Origin of the sequence: Nonomuraea gerenzanensis (assembly GCF_020215645.1) — a bacterium.
Classification (GTDB): Bacteria; Actinomycetota; Actinomycetes; order Streptosporangiales; family Streptosporangiaceae; genus Nonomuraea; species Nonomuraea gerenzanensis.
Genome location: NZ_CP084058.1, coordinates 6042970 through 6060205, shown reverse-complemented (window position 1 = coordinate 6060205; position 17236 = coordinate 6042970). Strand labels below are relative to the sequence as shown.

Sequence of the window (17236 nt, the reverse complement as noted above, 5' to 3'; positions counted from 1 at the left end):
GCCCGTCTCGACAGCGCGGGAAACAGCGGAGCTGGCATGCTCGGGAAGCAACGGAGATCCAGTTCTTCGACGGCTGGTTGTGGAAGATCACCGTTCTACTGGATCTCCGTCCTCATGTCCTGAGAACTCGCCTGCTTGACAGCACCACGACGACCTTAACTACCTGGCCTTGGGGCAGGGCCCTGGTGGCAATCCGCAGTGTGGCTTGTCCCAACTGGCGAATGGCCACAGCTCCCGTCCTGACAAGCTGGCATCCGAGGGAGGGGGATCCAGCCTGGTTACTTGCGGGAATCTTTCCTTCTCGCAAGTTGCTCGCTAGCTTGAGCAGCGCAACAGAACCTATTTTTCGTTTTTCATTTTCTAGAAAATCAGAAATGCTAGGCTGGCTTCGTGACAGCAGAGACCACCTTCGTAACGCCTTGTAAGCACTGCGGTGCGCCGATTGAGCAGCGGCGTGGCAGGGGGCGGCCCAAGGCGTACTGTCCCGAGAAGGACTGTCAGGCGGCTGCTAAGCGGGAGCGCGAGCTGCGGCGGGCCACTCCGGGGCTGGAAGGGGCGCTGGCCAGGGCGGAGCAGTTGTACGACCGGATGGAGAGCGGGCTGGCCGCGGCCATCGAGCCGCTGGCGCGGGCGTTGGCGGAGGAGCTGAGCCCCGCTGGGGTCGAGGCGAAGCTGAGTGCGGTGCAGGCTGAGGCGCATACGCGGGTGGCGATCGCGCGGACCGAGCGGGAGCAGGCGTTCGAGCAGGTGCGGATCGCGCGTGAGGCGACCGAGCACGCGCGCAGGCAGACGGCCGAGATGCGGGTGCGGCTGGAGGATGCCGAGCAGGAGCGCGAGACCGCGCTGGGGGACGCCGAGCGGGCGCGTGAGCAGGCGCTGGCCGCGTTGCGTGAGGCGGCGAGCACTGAGCGGCAGGCGTTGCAGGCTGCTGAGGAGGCCAAGCGGCGGGCCGAGCTGGCTGAGCGGAAGGCTGAGGAGGCGGTGCGCCGGGCTGAGGTCACCGAGCAGGCCAGGGATCAGGCCGTGCAGGAGTTGGCTGAGCGGGTCGAATTGGCTGGCAGGCAGGTGGAGGAGGCGCGGGCCGAGGCGTCACGGGTGCGGGAGGCGGCGCAGGCTGAAGTGGTGCAGGCCCGGGAGACTGCGCAAGCTGAAGTCGTGCAGGCCCAGGAAACTGCGCGGGCTGAGGTCGTGCGGGTGCAAGAGGAGGCGCGGGCCGAGGCGTCACGGGTGCGGGAGGCGGCGCAGGCTGAGGTCGTACGGGCGCAGGAGGAGGTTGCGCGGGCGCGGGAGGAGCGGGATCGCGCCCGGGAGGAGGCTGCGGCGGCTGTGCAGGCGCGTGAGCAGGCTGAACGTGAGGTGATTGGGGCGCGGGCGCGCGAGGAGGCGGCGGCGCAGGAGCGGGAGCGGGCTGTGGAGCGGGCCGTGAGGGCCGAGCGGGCCGCGGCCGAAGCAGAGCGGGACCGTGCGGTGGCGCTCAAGGACGCTGCACAGGCGGCGGAGGAGATGGCGCGGCTCGTCGGGAAGGTGGCCGCTGTGGAGGAGGAGGGTGCTGCGGCGTTGGCGCGGGAGCGTAAGGCGGTGTCGCGGGAGAGGTCGCGGGCCGACGCCGCGGTCAAGGAACGCGATCAGGTGCAGGGGGAGCTGCGGCTGGAGCGGATGCGGCTGGAGGACCTGCGGGCGGAGCTGGAGTCCGTGCGGGCGGAGGCGGCACAGTTGCGGGAACGGGCGGTGGCGGCGGAAATGCGTTCGGCGTGATGGGGAGTCGCCGGCCGGGGTGGGGAGCCGGGTGTGCGGCGTGATGGGGAGGTCGTCGGCTGAGGTGGGGAGCCGGGTGTCCGGTGGGATGAGGGGTTCGCAGGGCGTGGAGTTCGCGGCGGGTGGGCGATCGTTCGTCGAGGGGTCGCCATCGCCGCTGGCCGTTCGGGCTCCATCCGGTGCTGTGTGGCGGCGCCGGCCCCCGCCCGGATGAATCGGGCCTAGCCGCCGAACCTCACCTCGGGATACTGGACGGACGGCTTGTCCAGCAGGGGCTGCGGCTTCCCGGTGAGGTGGCGGGTGAAGAAGGCGGCGACGTAGGCGCGGGTGATCTCCACGGAGCGGGCTCCGGTCATGGCGAACCCGAGGTCGATGCCGAGCTGTTCGGCCAGCAGCGGGACGTCGGTGAAAGACGCGTGCTCCGCTCCGGTCACCACGAGCCACCGCTTCCAGCCGGTCAGCTGCTTCCAGTCGCGTCCCCAGCTCCCGTCCTTGCCGCCGGGGCTGTGCATCGTCGGCGACCCCAGGAACAGCAACGGCCGGGCCAGGCCGCGCTCGGGGATCGGGGCGAAGGTGGTGCCGTCCAGGTTGACCCCGGCGCGGATGCGCTTGTCGCGCACCATGGCCGCGATGCTGCTCGCGCCGCCGACGGACTGGCCGGCCATCCCGATGCGCGACCGGTCGATCAGCTTGGCTCCCCGCCATTTCGGCTGCGCGCCGGTGAGCTGGTCGAGGATGAAGGAGACATCCGCCGCGCGACTGCGAACCACCTGCTGTCCGAAGTCCGGGGACTTGTTCTCGCAGGCGACGCAGGTGGTGACCCGCCCGTCGGGGAAGGCGGTGGCGACGCTCTCGTAGGTGTGGTCGATCCCGACCACCACGTTGCCCCTGCTGGCCAGGTCCTCTGCCAGGCCGGTGAGTGAGCTGCGCGGGGAGCCGAGGCCGGGGGAGAGCACCACCAGGGGCAGGCCGTGCTTGCGGCCTGCGGGCACGGCGTCGGTGAAGGCGTTGGTCCGCACCTTGCTCAGCGTGTCGGGCGCGATGGGCAGCTGCGCGTCCTTGATCAGCAGCTCGGACTCCTTCGGCGTCACGTACGGGGCCGGGTGCCTGCCTCGTGTCCCGGCCGCCGGATACCAGAGGGAGACCATCAGCTCCCGCGACTTCGCCGCCGGGACCCATGGGTCGCTCCGGGAGGCGTCCTTCAGATGAAGGGACGTGACGCCGACCGCGTGGGAGCCCGTCGGCGCGGGCAGCCGCGGTGCCGCCGGCCCCGCGGCGGCGGGAGCGGGGGCCGTGAGGGTCAGTAGCCCGGCCAGGGCGAGGGCCGTCGTGGTCGCAAGATGCATCAGGGTGTCGCCTTCTCTCGGGAGGTCGCGGACGGGACGACGCTAGAGGCGGTCCTGCGGCGGGCGCGTCGGCCGTCGTGCCGAATCCGGGTAACTCCGAGGAACGATCCGAGCCCGGTGTCATCCCTGCGATGTAGTCCCGGCGGACGGCGCTGCCGTCATCGCGACGGATGCGTGGCCGATCGCGCAGCCGTGAAAATGTCCCGATGACGGTGGAACGAAGGTGGCGGATGTGGCGGCAGTACGTGCGGGAGGTGTTGCGTCCGGAGGAGGCGCGCGCCCGGCCGTCACGTGGAGCGCTGGTGGCCGACCTGGTGCTCGCGCTGCTGCTGACCGTGCTCGCGGTGGCCGCGGTGGCGGATCTGCACGACGCGTCCACCGAGGGGCGGCAGGGGCCGGCGGCCGTGTCCCTGCGGCTGCGTCCCGATCCGCCCGCCCGGCCGGTGAGCCCGGCCCCTGCTTCAAGCCCGCGGTCCGGCTCAGAGCAGGGGCCGCACCCGCTGCTGGTGATCCTGACCGCGTTGCCGCTGGCGGTGCGGCGCCGGTATCCGCTGGCCGTCTTCTGGACGGTCGTGCTCGCCGCGCTGGCCACCCACGAGGCCGCGACGTGGATCACCGTGCTCGCCTGCGCCGGGGCCGCCTACGGAGCGCTCGCCTACAGCCGTCACCGGGTGGCGGCGGCGGGCGGGCTGGCGGGGGCGGCCGTGCTGACGGGGGTGGTCTTCCAGGACGTCGTCCCCGCGCTGCCGTCCTGGCTGGGCCCCGTCGTCGTGCTGGCGGGGGCGGGGGCGCTGGCGGCGGCCGTACGCTTCTGGCAGGGACGGCTGCGGGCCGGCCGGGATCGCATCGACGCGCTCCAGCGGGCCCAGGCGGAGGCCATGCGCGCGGCCGTCGAGGCGGAGCGAGCCAGGATGGCCGCGGAGCTGCACGACATCGTGACTCACAGCGTGAGCGTGATGGTGATTCAGGCCGGGGCGGCGCGCAAGGTGATGGACGCCGAGCCCGCGGAGTCGAAGCGGGCGCTGCTCGCGATCGAGGCGGGCGGCCGGGCGGCCATGTCCGAACTCCGTCACGTCATGGGTCTGCTGGCCGCCGAGAACGAGGCCATGCAGAACAGGTTGCCCGGTTCGGAGGGCGCGCTCGCGCCGCAGCCCGGGCTCGATCAGCTCGACGCGCTGGTCACCCGGGTACGAGCCGCCGGGATTCCGGTCGACGTCGAGCTGTCGCTGCCGCCCGGCCCGCTGCCCGCCGGGGTCGAGCTGGCCGCCTACCGGGTCGTCCAGGAGGCACTGACGAACACGATCAAGCATGCGGCGGGCGCGGCGGCGTCCGTCTCGATCCGCCACGACGGCGACCTGCTGGAGATCGAGGTCACCGACACCGGCGGGGCGCGGCGCGGCCCGTCGCGCACGGGCGGGCGCGGGCTGATCGGGCTGCGCGAACGGCTGACCGTCCACGGCGGCACCCTGGACGCCGGACGCACCCCCGCGGGCGGCTACCGGATCTTGGCCCGAGTACCATGGCGAGCCTCATGAGCCACCCTCTCCGCGTGATCATCGCCGACGATCAGGCCCTGGTACGCACCGGGTTCCGGATGATCCTGGCCGCCGACGGCATCGAGGTGACGGCCGAGGCGGCGGACGGCGCAGAAGCGGTGGAGGCGGCCCGGCGCAGCAGGCCGGACGTCGTCCTCATGGACATCAGGATGCCGCGCATGGACGGCATCCAGGCCACCCGGCGCATCCTGGCCGACGACGCGGCCGGCGCCACCCGCGTGCTCATCCTGACCACCTACGACCTCGACCACTACGTCTACACCGCGCTCGCCGCCGGGGCCAGCGGCTTCCTGCTCAAGGACGTCAGCCCCGAGCACCTGGTGGCCGCGGTGACCCTGGTGCGCACCGGCGACGCCCTGCTCGCCCCGACCATCACCCGGCGCCTGGTCGAGCGGTTCGCCCGCCGGGACGACGCCGGCCCTCCGGCCCCGCACCGTGACCTGTCGGAGCTGACCGCGCGGGAGCTGGAGGTGCTGCGGCTGCTGGCCACCGGGCTGAGCAACATCGAGCTCGCCGAACGGCTGACTCTCAGCCCGGCGACGGTGAAGACCCATGTGGCTCGCATCCTGGCCAAGCTCGGGCTCAGGGACCGGGTTCAGGCGGTTGTGCTCGCGTACGAGACGGGGCTGGTATCCCCGGGCTCGACGTGACCTGACCGCGTGCATCACGAGATCTACCTGACCGAGTTCACCGATCCTGAGCCCAGGACGACGCTCAGGCAGCCGGTGGCGTGCGCCGCCGGGTGATCCTGGACGGTGCCCGAGCGGACCGCACCGAGGTCGCAGTCAGCGGACCGCACCGAGGTCGCAGTCAGCGGACCGCACCGCGCGGGCAGCCGGTTCGCTGACGTCCGCGGTCAGGTCACGGCGGCGGGTCTCCGGGGCGAGCAGCACGGCACCGGCCGTGATCGCCGCGCAGACCACCAGCAGGAGGGCGATGGGCCAGGACGCGCCGCCCGCGCCCGCCACCAGCGCGGTCGCCACGAGAGGGGCGGGGCCGCTGGTCAGCGCGGCCGTCCATTCGCGGGCGATGGCCACGCCGCTGTAGCGGTGGCGGGTGTCGAACAGCTCGGTGAGCAGCGAGGCCAGCACGGCGAACATCCCGGAGACGCAGACGCCGTACCCGATGGTGACCGCGAGGATCACCAGCGCGGGATGACCGGTGTCGACCATCCGGAACATCGGAAAGGCGAAACCGCCCAGGAAGAGCGCGCAACCGACGAACACGGGACGCCGGCCGACCCGGTCGGACAGCAGCCCGAACAGCGGGGTGACCGCGATCGCCACCGCCGCGGCGAGCAGCTTGGCCGACAATCCCACCACGGCCGGCAGACCGAGCGTCCTGGTCACGTACGACAGCACGAAGACATTGAGGATGTACGCGATCGCGCCGAACGGGGCGTTGGCCGCGAAGGCGATCAGCAGGATCCGCGGCTGCCTCCTGATGACCTCCAGCGCCGGGAACCGGCTCAGCCCCCGCGCCCGCTCGCGTTCGAACAGCTCCGACTCCGGCACCTGCACCCTGAGGAACAGCCCCACGCCCACCCCCACGAGGCTGAGCAGGAACGGCACCCGCCAGCCCCACGTCTCGAACGACGGCAGCAGCGTGACCCCGGTGAAGACCAGGGTGGCGGTCAGGATGCCGAGCTGGACACCCGCGCCGGGAAGCGAGGCCCACAATCCCCGCCGCCGGGGGTCGCTCGTCTCGGCCACCAGGACCAGGGCGCCGGCGTACTCGGCTCCCGCGCCGAAGCCCTGCGCCAGCCGGAGCACGGTCAGCAGGACAGGTGCCGCCAGGCCGACCTGCTCGTAGGTGGGCAGCAGCCCGATGCCGACCGTGGACAGCCCCATCAGCAGCAGGGTCACGACCAGCATGGGCTTGCGACCGACGCGGTCGCCGAAGTGGCCGAAGACGAGACCGCCGATCGGGCGGGCCAGGAACCCGACCGCGAACGCGGCGAAGGCGCCGAGGGCGCCGGCGACGGGGGTGCCGGGGGGGAAGAACTGCTTGTCGAAGACGATCGCCGCGCCCAGGCCGAAGAGGGCGTGGTCGTAGAACTCGAGCGCGGTGCCGATGACCGCGGCCTTGGTCAGGGGTCTCCTTGGCACTTCTGTCTCCTGTCGTCAGGGGCAAGGCGCCCTGGTGGAAGGCGCGAAGGTGTTGAGGGGGCAGGCTCGGCGGGACGGCGGTCTGATCGGCTGGCGTCACTCGGTGGACTGGCGGATGAGGTCGGCGACCGCTGCGGGCTGGGAGATGTGCACGGCGTGGCTGCCGATGACCTCGACCGTCTTCGCCCCGGCACGCCCGGCCATCCGGCGCTGGGCCGGCGCGGGGATCATCCGGTCCTCGGTGGCGACGAGGTACCAGCTCGGCCGGTGCCGCCAGGCCGGCTCGGTGACCGGCCCGCCGAGGGCCTCCACCCCGAACGGGACCTGGGAGTCGGCCATGAACGCGGCCACCCGGTCGGGCAGATCGGCGGCGAAGGAGGTGGCGAATCTGCCCCGGTCGAGGAGGAGGAAGCCCTCCACAGGAGGGAGGATGGGCGCCGAGGCCGCGAAGAGGGTGCCCGCCGACTCACCCCGATCGGGAGCGAAGGCGGCGATGTACGCCAGGGACGCGACGTTCGGATGCATCCCGGCCTCGGTGATGACGACCCCGCCATAGGAGTGCCCGATCAGGACGGCCGGCCCACCGAGCCCGTCCAGCACCCGGCGAGCCGCCGCGACGTCATCCAGCAGCGACCGCGTGGCGAGCTGCACGACGTGCACGCGGAGCCCGTCCCCGGCCAGCTCGTCGTAGACACCCTGCCAGCCGGATCCATCCACGAAGCCCCCGCTCACGAGCACGACATCGCCGACGGTGGTCATGGCCACTCCTGAGCTGGATGGGGGGTGATGCACCCCCATCGAAATCCAGCGCACGCCGCCTCACCACGCAGAACAGGACGCAGAACAGGACGCAGGATCAGGCCGTGGGTTCGGCCAGACCGCGGCAGCGGCTGCTCGCTGCAAGGTCCCCGATGACCTCGTACACCCCGGCCGCGCGCCCATAGACCTGGCGGCTCTCGCCGATCCGGCTCTCCTCGGCCAGCAGGCCCGCCAGGGTCTCCAGGGCGCGGGCCTGCGGGGCGGGCAGCCGGGCCCGCTCCATGAGGTCGATCGCCTCGGTGAGCTTGCCGATCGCCTCGGAGCGGTGCCCGAGCAGCCCCAGGCATTCACCCACGCGGGCCAGCGCGATCGGCCGGGTGAACGTCACGACGTTCGGTGTCATCCCCGACCGGTCGTCGTTCAGCAGGTCCCACAGGGCGAGGTACCGCTCCAGCGCCTCGGCGTGGTGGCCGGCGTCGCGCAGGCAGGTGCCGAGGGCGCCGAGGCACTGAGCGTACCGGTCGATGTCGCCGTGGGCCTGGTAGATCTGCGCCGCCCGGGTCTCGGCGGCGATGGCCTCGTCGAGCCGCCCGAGGCGCCGGAGCGCGCCCGCCGCGGTGTGGTGGGCCAGGGCGATCTGCGCGGTGGCGCCGATGCGGGTGGCCAGGTCCATCGCCTGGGCCGTGTGGCGCAGGGCGGTCTCCAGGTCCTCTCGCGGCACCAGGTGGACCCAGGCCAGCATGTTCACCTGCTCGGCCTGCCGGGCGGGGTCGCCCAGGGCGGCGGCGGCCTCGGTGCCGAGGGTGAAGACCTCGTGCCAGTGAGAGGCATGCATCCACCGGTCGGAGAACCAGTGCATCGACTCGGCGCAGTCGAGGACCTCGGCGAACCGGCCGGCGCCCGCCGCGTGACGCATCGCGCTCAGCCAGCCGTCCACGTTGACGCGCAGCCAGTGGTCGGCCTCGTCCAGGGAGGAGAAACCGGGGGAGGGACGGTCGGACTCGAAGCACCGCCCGGCGACGGTGGCCGTCCGCAGCAGCCACGACATCACCGTCACGGTGAGCGCCTCGCGTTCGGCCTCGGACTCCTCCTCCCGCAGCCGCCCACGGGCGAACAACCGGACCAGATCGTGGAAGCGGTAGCGCCCCGCCGCGCTGTCCTGCAGCAGCCCGAGATCGACGAGCTCGTCCAGAGCGTCCCACGCCCCCTCGATCGGCGTGCCGCCCACCACGGCGGCGAGCGCGGCGTCGAAGTCCCGCCCCGGCACCAGGGCGAGCCTGCGGAAGACCTGCCGCGTGGCGTCGGCGAGCTGCTCGTAGGACAGCCCGAACGCGCCCGCGATCCTCAGGTCGCCGGCGCTGAGCTGGTGCAGGCGGCGCTCCTCGTCGGCCAGCCGGGCGGCGAGGTCGGCGGCGTTCCAGCCGGGCCGGCTGACCAGCCGGTTCCCGGCGATCCTGAGCGCGAGGGGCAGGCCGCCGCACAACTGCGCGAGCTGCCACACAGCCGGCCCGTCGTCGCAGGTGCCGCGCTCCTTCAGGATCCCGGTCAGCAGCTCGGCGGCCTCCAGCAGGGGCAGGGGCCCGAGGCCGAGTCTGCGTACCCCTTCCAGGCCGGCCAGCAGGCGGCGGCTGGTCACCAGGGCCCTGCCCGCGCCGCCGCCCGGCAGCAGCGGCCGGACCTGCTCCTCGGAGGCGGCGTTGTCGAGCACCACCAGGACGCGGCGGTCGCGCAGCACGGATCGGTACAAGGACGCGCGCCCGGTGGCTTCGCCCGGGATCTCGGTGACGCCGAGCGCGCGCAGCAGCGTGCCGAGAGCCTCCTCTGCGGGCAGGGGCTGCGCGGACATACCGAACAGGTCGAGGAAGAGCACCCCGCCGGGGAAGCCCGGCCGCAGGGTGTGGGCGGCGCGGATGGTCAGCGTGGTCTTGCCCAGCCCGGCGGAGCCGGTGACGAGCCCCACGCCCGCGGCCCCGAACGCGTCGCCGGTGTGCACCAGCTCGCTGATCCAGGCCAGCTCAGCGGCCCGGCCGGTGAAGTCGTCGACGGTGCGGGGCAGCTCGCACAGCCCGGCCGGCCTGCTCCAGTGGTCGCGCAGGCGGCCCTCGCGGGCCAGCTCGACGAGCTGTTCGCGGTCGGCGCCGGCCAGGCCGAGCGCGTCGGCCACCGCGACGACGGTCCGGTGCTGCGGGCCCTTGCTGCGGCCGCGCTCCATGTCCGACAGCGTGCGGTCGCTCACCCCCGAGGCCTCGGCGAGCTGCTCCAACGTCAGTCGCGCCGCCTGCCGGTGGCGGCGCAGCACCTGCGCGAAGCTGGGCGGGACGCTGATCGGGTGCTCCTTCGCCGCGATCCACGAACGATCACCCGAGAGCTTACGCGGCGGGTCCCGCCCGGCCCAAGAGTGCCCGCGCCAGAAAGCGTCCGGCCTGGTCGATCGCGGCCTGGGCGGCCTGGGTGCCGCGCAGCGCGTTGAGCGTGAGGAAGCCGTGGATGACGCCCTGGTAGCGCACCGCGGTCACGGGGACGCCCGCCGCGCGCAGCCGGGCGGCGTAGGCCTCGCCCTCGTCGCGCAGCACGTCGGCCTCGGCGACGACGATCAGCGTGGGCGGCAGCCCGGCGAGCCGGTCCGGCGCGGCCAGCAGCGGCGAGACGGTGATCTCGGTGCGTTGTGCCTGGTCGGCGAGGTACTGCTCCCAGCGCCAGCGCATGCCGTCGGCGCGCAGGAAGTAGCCCTCGGCGAACTCGCCGTAGGAGCCGGTGTCGCAGGACGCGTCCGTGGCCGGGCACAGCAGCACCTGCGCGGCCAGGCGTTCGCGGGCGGTCAGGGCGAGCGCGGCGGCCAGGTTGCCGCCGGCCACCGCGACCCTGGTGGCGTCCAGGCCGTGGGCGCCGCCGTGGACGGCGATCCAGTCCAGCGCCGCCTTCCCCTCGTCGAGCGCGCCGGGGTGGCGGGACTCGGGCGACAGGCCGTAGTCGAGGAACACCGTCGCCGCTCCCGACTCGCGGGCCAGCTCGCGGGCCAGCCGCCCGTGGGCGGGCTCGCCGCCGAAGACCCAGTCGTCGTGCAGGTAGAGCACCACAGGCAGGGATCCCGTGGCGGGCTCGGGGCGGAAGACGGTGAGCTTCGTGCCTTCGACCGGCTGCCGGGTGACGCCGGGCACGCGCAGGTCCGGGAGCTGGACCTCCGCCAGCGCCCTGCGTCCCGCTTCGAGCGGCAGGTCGCACAGGTACGGCGGGCGGGCGGTGGCCTCGGCGAAAGCCCGGGCGGACGGCTCCAGGACGGGTCTGCTCATCGAACGGCTCCAAGGGCTGGTGCGGCTGCCGATGCTACGAGGAGTCAACCCGCCCGTCATTCGTCACATGACGTACTTATGCGACAATTCGATCATGGGGGCTCCGGCGTGATGCCACTCTTCGGACGCGAGCACGAGGTCGCGACCCTGGAGGGGTTCGTGGACCGCGTGCACGAGCGCGGCGAGGCCCTGGTCGTCCGCGGCGCGCCGGGGATCGGCAAGTCGGCCCTGCTGGGCGCCGCCGTCGAGCGGGCCGAGGCCGGGCGGCTGCTGGTGTCCACCGCGTCGGGGGTGCAGAGCGAGACGCATCTGCCCTTCGCCGGGCTGCACCAGCTGCTGCGGCCCCTGCTCGGCGCCGCCGACCAGCTGCCCGCCCGCCAGCGCGAGGCCCTGCTGGGCGCCTTCGGGATGGCCGGGACCGGCGACCCCGAGCCCTTCCTGGTCGCGCTGGCCGTGCTCACCCTGCTGGGGGACGCGGCGGCGCGCCGGCCGCTGCTGATCGTGGTGGACGACGTGCAGTGGCTGGACGGGCCCACCATCGAGGTGCTGGGGTTCGTGGCCAGGCGCCTGCGGTCGGACCCGATCGTGCTGCTGATGGCCCTGCGCGACGGCCACCCCACCAGCCTGGACGCCGGCGACGTCCCCGAGCTGCGGCTGGGCGGCCTGGCGCCCGAGGCGGCCGAGGCCCTGCTGGACGCCCGGGGCTCCGGCCTCGGCGTCGGCCTGCGCTGGCGCGTGCTGAGCGAGGCGGCCGGCAACCCGCTCGCCCTGGTCGAGCTGCCGCTCGCGCTGCAGGCGGGGACGGTCGCGGACGAGACGGGGTTCCTGCCGCTCACCGCCCGCCTGGAGCGGGCCTTCGCCGCGCGGCTGGCCGAGCTGCCGCCGCACACCAGGGGGCTGCTGCTGGTGGCCGCGGCCAACGACGGTCACGACCTGGCCGACGCGCTGGCCGGCGGCGCGATGGTCACGGGCGCCTGCCTGACCGCCGAGGCGCTGGCCCCCGCCCTGGACGCGGGCCTGGTGGAGCTGCACGACCAGGCCCTGCGCTTCCGCCATCCGCTGGTGCGTTCGGCGATCTACCACAAGGCCGGCCGTACGGAGCGCCTGGCCGCCCACGCGGCCCTGGCCCGGGTGCACGAGCGCGACCCGGACCGCAGGGCCTGGCACCGCGCCGCGGCGATCGCGCACCGGGACGAGTCCGTCGCCGCCGAGCTGGACGGGGTGGCCGCGCGGGCACGGCAGCGGGGCGCGATCACGGTGGCGGTGACCGCGCTGCGCCGGGCGGCGGAGGTCAGCGAGGAGCCGGCGGCCGGCGCCCATCGCCTGCTGACCGCCGCCGAGCTGGCCTTCGAGCTCGGCCGCGGCGACCAGGCCGCCGAGCTGCTCGCGCTGGCCAAGCCGGCCGTCCTCGGCGAGCTGCCGCACGCCAGGGCCGTCTGGCTGAGCGAGGTGCTCGGCGAGGGACGCAACGACGGCCCCGCACGGATCCGGCGGCTGGTCACGACGGCCGAGGCGGCGCACGCGGCGGGTGACCGCGAGCTGGCGCTCGGCTTCGTCCGCGCGGCGGCCATCCGCTGCTGGTGGCACGACCCCGGCTGGGAGCAGCGCAGCCGCGTCATCGCGCTGGCAGGACGGCTCGCGGCCGGCGACGACGACCCGGAGCTGCTGGTCACCATGGCCACGGCGGGAGCGGTGGAGCACGGGGCGGAGGTCATCGAGCGGCTGACCAGGGTGAGCGGCGGCCGGCTGGATGCGGAGGTGACCAGGCTGCTCGGCGTCGCGGCGAGCACGGTCGGCGCCTTCGACCTGGTGGGCGACTTCATGGAGAGCGCGATCGCCGACCTGCGGACGCAGGGCAGGCTGGGCCTGCTCACGCGGGCGCTCAGCACCCAGGTGTGGCGGCAGATCTTCTGCGGCGACTGGGCAGGGGCGCTGCTGGTCGCGGAGGAGGCCGAGCGGCTGGCCCGCGAGACCGGGCAGCCGCGCAGGCAGGCCTCGGCCCTGGGCATGCTGGCGCTGCTGGCCGGGCTGCGCGGTGAGGAGGAGCGCGGCCTGGCGCTGGCCGCCGAGGGCGAGCGGGTGCTCGGCACCGTCGCCATCAGCTCGGTCGTGGCGCTGATCGAGCACGCCAGGGGCGTGATCGCGCTGTGCGCCGGGCGCCACGACGACGCGTTCGGGCACCTGTGGCGGCTGTTCGAGCCGGGCGACGCCGCGCACCACAAGATCTGGCGGCAGTGGGTGATCGGCGAGCTGGCCGAGGCCGCCGTCGGGGCCGGCCGGCCGGAGCCCGCCAGGCGGGCGGTGGCCGAGCTGGAGCGGGTCGCCGCCCGGACCCCCGCTCCGCTGCTGCACGTGGGGCTCCGGCACGCGCGTGCGGTGCTGGCCGACGACGCCGGCGCCGAGGCGCTCTACCAGGACGCGCTGGGCGCCGACCTGTCGCACTGGCCCACCGCCAGGGCACGCCTGCTGCTCGCCCACGGCATGTGGCTGCGCCGCCGGCGGCGGATCCAGGAGGCCCGGCTGCCGCTGCGGGCCGCCCGCGACGCCTTCGACGTGCTCGGGCTGCTGGCCTGGGGCGAGAAGGCCCGCCAGGAGCTGCGCGCCGCGGGCGAGACCAGCGAGCTGCGCGTCGCCCCGGCCGCCGAGCTGCTCACCTCGCAGGAGCTGCACATCGCGCGGCTGGCCGCCGCCGGGCTGTCCAACCGCGAGATCGCCCAGCAGCTCTACCTGTCGCACCGCACCGTCAGCACCCACCTGTACCGGGCCTTCCCCAAGCTCGGCATCACCTCGCGGGGGCAACTGCGCGACGCCCTGGGAAATACGTCACGCGACTGATACCCCGCTCCGTCATGCGCGCCGTACCGTCGCCGCGTGCCGTCATCTCGCCAGGAACTCCAGCACCAGCTCATTCCACTGTTCGGCGTGGGTGAGCGCGGCGGCGTGCGGCGCGGCCGGGATGGTCACGAGCGAGCTGCCCGCGATCGCCCGCGTGACGCGCGTCCCGCCGTCCTCCAAGGGGACGAACGCGTCGCCCGCGCCCTGGATGACCAACGTGGGCACGGTGACGCGGGCCAGGTCCGCGCGCGGGTCGGCGGTGCCCCACGCCGTCAGCGACTCGGCGGTCGCCGTGGCGGAGGCGTCGGCGGCGTGCCGCAGCAGGTACTGGCGCGTCGGCTCGTCCAGCGCGCTGAGCCCCTCGACGGCGAAGAACCTGAGCAGCAGGTCGTCCAGCATCGGGATGCGGTGCCGCAGCGAGGCGGCGCGCAGCTCGTGGGCGAGCGGGTCGGCGAACAGCGCCGGGCTGCCCAGCACCAGCCGGGCCACCCGCCCGGACGCGGCGGCGTAGCGGACCGCCTCCGCGCACCCCGTGGAGAAGCCCACCAGCGCCAGCCCCGTCAGGCCGAGGCTCTCGACCAGCGCGGCCAGGTCGGCGGTGAAGGTGTCGAGGTCGTAGCCGTGCCACGGCCGGCTGGAGCACCCGAAACCGCGCCGGTCGTAGCAGACGACCCGGCGGCCGGCCGCGACGAGCGGGCCGATCTGCGGCTCCCAGAACCGGTGCGACAGCGGCCAGCCGTGCACCAGGACGACGGGCGGCCCGTCGCCGACGTCCTCGTAGAAGAGGCTCACATCCGTTCCCACCTGTAGTCGCGGCACCCGCCCAGCATGCCGCCGGCGGGGGTCGCGGCAATCGGTCAGATGACTGCACCGAGGAGAGCGATCACATGGACATCATCGGACGCGCCCAGGAACTGGGCGAGCTGCGGCGGGCGATCGACCGCGCCCCGGGGGCGGCGCCCAACGTGGTGCTGCACGGCGATCCGGGCGTGGGCAAGTCCGTCCTGCTGCAGGCCGGCGTCGACCACGCCCGCGAGCGGGGGATGCGGGTGGTGGGCGGCAGCGGCTTCGAGAGCGAGGCGCAGCTCGCCTTCGCCGGGCTGCACCAGCTCTTCGCGCCCGTGATGGAGTACCTGGACCGGGTGGAGCCCTTCCACCGCGACACCCTGCTGCGGGTGCTGGGCATGCGCGACGGGCCCGCGCCCGACCGGCTGGCGATCTCGGTGGCGTCGCTGGCGGTGCTGGCGGCCGTGGCCGAGGACGGGCCGGTGCTGATCGCGGTGGAGGACGCGCACTGGGTGGACCACCCCACGCGCGAGGTGATGATGTTCATCCTGCTGCGGCTGCGGCCCTACGACCTGCGCGCCATCTTCGCCCGCCGGCCGCTGACCGCCACCGAGCGCGTCACGCCCGGCATCAACGTGATCGAGGTCGGGCCGCTGGCCGACGAGGCGGCCGGGGAGCTGCTGGACCAGCTGCACCCCGGGCTGCCGCCGTCGGTGCGCGAGCGTGTGCTGGCCGAGGCGGCGGGCAACCCGCTGGCGATCACCGAGCTGCCGCAGACGTCCGTCGGTGTGGAGCTGCTGCCCAGCGGCGCCTCGCTGCGGACCCGGCTGGAGACCGGGTTCGCGGGCCGGTTGCTGGAGCTGGCGCCGCGCATCCGTACGACGCTGCTGGTGACGGCCCTCGACGGCGACCGGCTGGAGCACCGGGCGGAGCTGTCGCCGTACGAGCTGCTGGAGGTGGAGCGGGCCGGTCTCGTCACCCGCGACTCCACCCCGTCGGGCCTGCGCTTCCGCCACCCGCTGGTCCGGTCGGCGATCATCAGGACGGCCTCGCCCGAGGAGACGCGCGCGGCGCACGCCGTCCTGGCCGAGCAGCACGCGGGCGACCCCGAGCTGCGCATGTGGCACCTGGCCGCGGCCACGGTGGAGCCGGACGAGCGGGTCGCCGCCGAGATCGAGCGGGCCGCCCGCGCGGTGAGCCTGCGCGGCGGCAGCGGGCTCGCGGTCAAGGCGCTGCGCCGGGCCGCCGACCTCACCCCCGGCCCGGCGGCCCGCGCGGCCCGGCTGCAGCACGCGGCCGAGCTGGCGAGCGAGTCAGGGCAGCTCGACCTGGCCCAGAGCCTGCTCGACGAGGCGCGCCGCCACCTCGACGACCCGGCCAGGGCGCTGGCCACCAGGGCGCAGATCCTCATGCTGCGCGACGGCGACCTGGACGCCGCCCGCCGCCTGCTGCGTGGCACGCCCGGCGCGGGATCCCTGGTCAGGGTGATGGCCGCCTCCTACGCCCAGGATCCGGAGGAGTGGGCGGAGGTGAGCGGCGTGGTGACCGGCTGCGACGACGGCCTCGTCCGCCTGCTGCACGACGTGTTCCTGGGCCAGGGGGCGGCGGCGCGCGTGCGGGCCGCGCTCGACGCGCTGCCCGCCGACGCCCCGCCGGGCCGCGTGGCCGCGCTGTGCCGGGCCGCCACCTGGATGGACCTGCTGCCCGACTACCGCGACCGCATCCGCGATCTGATCGACGGCGAGAGCGGGCAGGGCGCGGTCACCCACGCCGCCAGCGGCTACTGGCTCGCCGCGCACGACCACTTCCTCGCCGGGCAGTGGGAGCAGGCCGAGAGCGCCGCCAACGCCGGGCTCGACCTGTGCGTCCGCCACGACCTGGACCTGCTCGCCCACGACCTGCGCTGCAGCCTGGGCTGGCTGGCCGCCGCCAGGGGCGACGCCGACAGCGCCCGCGAGTACAGCAGGACCGTCGAGCAGTGGGCCGCGCCGCGCGGCAGCGGCCTGCACCTGTCGTTGTCGGCCCGCAACCTCGCGCTCGCCGCGATGGCGCACGGCGACTACGACAGCGCCTACGCGTACTGGACGAGCATCAGCCCGCCGGGCGTCATCCCGCCGTACGTGGCCTACGCGCCGTGGGCGGTCTTCGAGCTGGTGGAGTCGGCGGTGCGTACCGGCCGGGCCGAGGAGGCCAGGGCGCACGCCGCCGCCGCCGTGAGCCTGGCCGAGCGCGCTCCCCGGCTGCGCCTGCACGTCATGGCCGCGCGGGCGCTGGTGGCGCCGCCCGACGAGGCGGTCGCGCTGTTCAGGGCGGCGCTCGCCCTGCCGCGCACCGAACGGTGGCCGTTCGATCATGCTCGCGTACGGCTCGCGCTCGGCGAGCTGCAACGCCGCCGCCTGCAGCCCGGTGAAGCCAGGCCCGAGCTGCGCAGGGCGGCCGACCTGTTCGCCGGCATCGGCGCCACCGCCTGGCAGCAGCGCGCGGAGCAGGAGCTGCGCGCCACCGGCGTGGCGGTGACCCAGCGGCCCAGCGCCGCGCACGGCCTGACCGCCCAGCAGCTGGAGGTGGCCAGGCTGGCCGCGTCCGGGCTGAGCAACAAGGAGATCGGCGAGCGGCTGTTCCTGTCGTCGCGAACGGTGAGCGCCCACCTGTACCGCATCTTTCCCAAGCTCGGCATCACCTCACGGGCCGCGCTGCGTGACGCACTCGAGGCAGTGACCGCAGATGCAGTCAACTGACCGATTCAGGCCACGGCGCCTGCGCCGGATGCTCGTTCTGCCACCACGGCACGACTCAAGGAG

At 74.2% G+C, this 17236-nt stretch carries 11 protein-coding genes; 5 read left to right on the top strand and 6 right to left on the bottom strand.

Translation table 11 applies throughout. The features are described from left to right. Window positions 1–576: 576 nt before the first annotated feature. Window positions 577–1755, top strand: a complete 1179-nt coding sequence (locus LCN96_RS56710; protein ID WP_263657328.1) for a hypothetical protein — start codon at window positions 577–579, stop codon at window positions 1753–1755. Window positions 1756–1976: 221 nt separating this feature from the next. On the opposite strand, the gene LCN96_RS28395 is transcribed toward LCN96_RS56710, so the two are convergent. Next, window positions 1977–3101 carry an alpha/beta hydrolase family protein gene (locus LCN96_RS28395; protein ID WP_225265472.1) on the bottom strand — a complete coding sequence of 375 codons (1125 nt, stop codon included), beginning with the start codon at window positions 3099–3101 and terminating at the stop codon, window positions 1977–1979. Window positions 3102–3307: 206 nt separating this feature from the next. Between LCN96_RS28395 and LCN96_RS28390 the strand changes: the two genes are divergently transcribed. Continuing rightward, window positions 3308–4636, top strand: a complete 1329-nt coding sequence (locus LCN96_RS28390; RefSeq protein ID WP_225265471.1) for a sensor histidine kinase — start codon at window positions 3308–3310, stop codon at window positions 4634–4636. After that, the gene (locus LCN96_RS28385) at window positions 4633–5307 is read left to right on the top strand and encodes a response regulator (RefSeq protein WP_225265470.1); all 675 of its coding nucleotides are present in this window, start codon (window positions 4633–4635) and stop codon (window positions 5305–5307) included. Before LCN96_RS28390 ends, LCN96_RS28385 begins: the two co-directional genes overlap by 4 nt. A gap of 135 nt (window positions 5308–5442) precedes the next feature. On the opposite strand, the gene LCN96_RS28380 is transcribed toward LCN96_RS28385, so the two are convergent. The 4 genes from LCN96_RS28380 to LCN96_RS28365 all read right to left on the bottom strand — a co-directional run bounded on the left by LCN96_RS28380 (window position 5443) and on the right by LCN96_RS28365 (window position 10814). Continuing rightward, window positions 5443–6765, bottom strand: a complete 1323-nt coding sequence (locus LCN96_RS28380; protein ID WP_225265469.1) for an MFS transporter — start codon at window positions 6763–6765, stop codon at window positions 5443–5445. A gap of 96 nt (window positions 6766–6861) precedes the next feature. Beyond that, a complete protein-coding gene (locus tag LCN96_RS28375; RefSeq protein ID WP_225265468.1) occupies window positions 6862–7524 on the bottom strand; it encodes an alpha/beta fold hydrolase in 663 nt (220 codons plus the stop codon). Window positions 7525–7621: 97 nt separating this feature from the next. Continuing rightward, window positions 7622–9823 carry a helix-turn-helix domain-containing protein gene (locus LCN96_RS28370; RefSeq protein ID WP_225265467.1) on the bottom strand — a complete coding sequence of 734 codons (2202 nt, stop codon included), beginning with the start codon at window positions 9821–9823 and terminating at the stop codon, window positions 7622–7624. Window positions 9824–9893: 70 nt separating this feature from the next. Next, window positions 9894–10814, bottom strand: a complete 921-nt coding sequence (locus LCN96_RS28365) for an alpha/beta hydrolase (RefSeq protein WP_225265466.1) — start codon at window positions 10812–10814, stop codon at window positions 9894–9896. 78 nt (window positions 10815–10892) lie between these two features. Here LCN96_RS28365 and LCN96_RS56705 point away from each other — a divergent pair, with 78 nt between their 5' ends. Next, entirely contained in the window at window positions 10893–13649 is a 2757-nt protein-coding gene (locus LCN96_RS56705; RefSeq protein ID WP_263657327.1) for an ATP-binding protein, read from the top strand. A 42-nt stretch (window positions 13650–13691) separates the two neighbouring features. Here the strand turns inward: LCN96_RS56705 and LCN96_RS28345 are convergent, their stop codons facing one another. After that, entirely contained in the window at window positions 13692–14441 is a 750-nt protein-coding gene (locus tag LCN96_RS28345; protein WP_225265465.1) for an alpha/beta fold hydrolase, read from the bottom strand. Between the two features lie 95 nt (window positions 14442–14536). On the opposite strand from LCN96_RS28345, the gene LCN96_RS28340 reads away from it, so the two are divergent. Next, window positions 14537–17173, top strand: coding sequence for an AAA family ATPase (locus LCN96_RS28340; protein WP_225265464.1), 2637 nt, complete (start codon window positions 14537–14539; stop codon window positions 17171–17173). The last annotated feature ends 63 nt before the right edge of the window (window positions 17174–17236 follow it).

What these genes read in the sequence shown, in the direction of transcription:
- LCN96_RS28395 (WP_225265472.1), bottom strand. Translation starts at nt 3,101, where the DNA reads ATGCATCTTGCGACCACGACGGCCCTCGCCCTGGCCGGGCTACTGACC.
- LCN96_RS28390 (WP_225265471.1), top strand. Translation starts at nt 3,308, where the DNA reads ATGACGGTGGAACGAAGGTGGCGGATGTGGCGGCAGTACGTGCGGGAG.
- LCN96_RS28385 (WP_225265470.1), top strand. Translation starts at nt 4,633, where the DNA reads ATGAGCCACCCTCTCCGCGTGATCATCGCCGACGATCAGGCCCTGGTA.
- LCN96_RS28375 (WP_225265468.1), bottom strand. Translation starts at nt 7,524, where the DNA reads ATGACCACCGTCGGCGATGTCGTGCTCGTGAGCGGGGGCTTCGTGGAT.
- LCN96_RS28365 (WP_225265466.1), bottom strand. Translation starts at nt 10,814, where the DNA reads ATGAGCAGACCCGTCCTGGAGCCGTCCGCCCGGGCTTTCGCCGAGGCC.
- LCN96_RS56705 (WP_263657327.1), top strand. Translation starts at nt 10,893, where the DNA reads ATGCGACAATTCGATCATGGGGGCTCCGGCGTGATGCCACTCTTCGGA.
- LCN96_RS28340 (WP_225265464.1), top strand. Translation starts at nt 14,537, where the DNA reads ATGGACATCATCGGACGCGCCCAGGAACTGGGCGAGCTGCGGCGGGCG.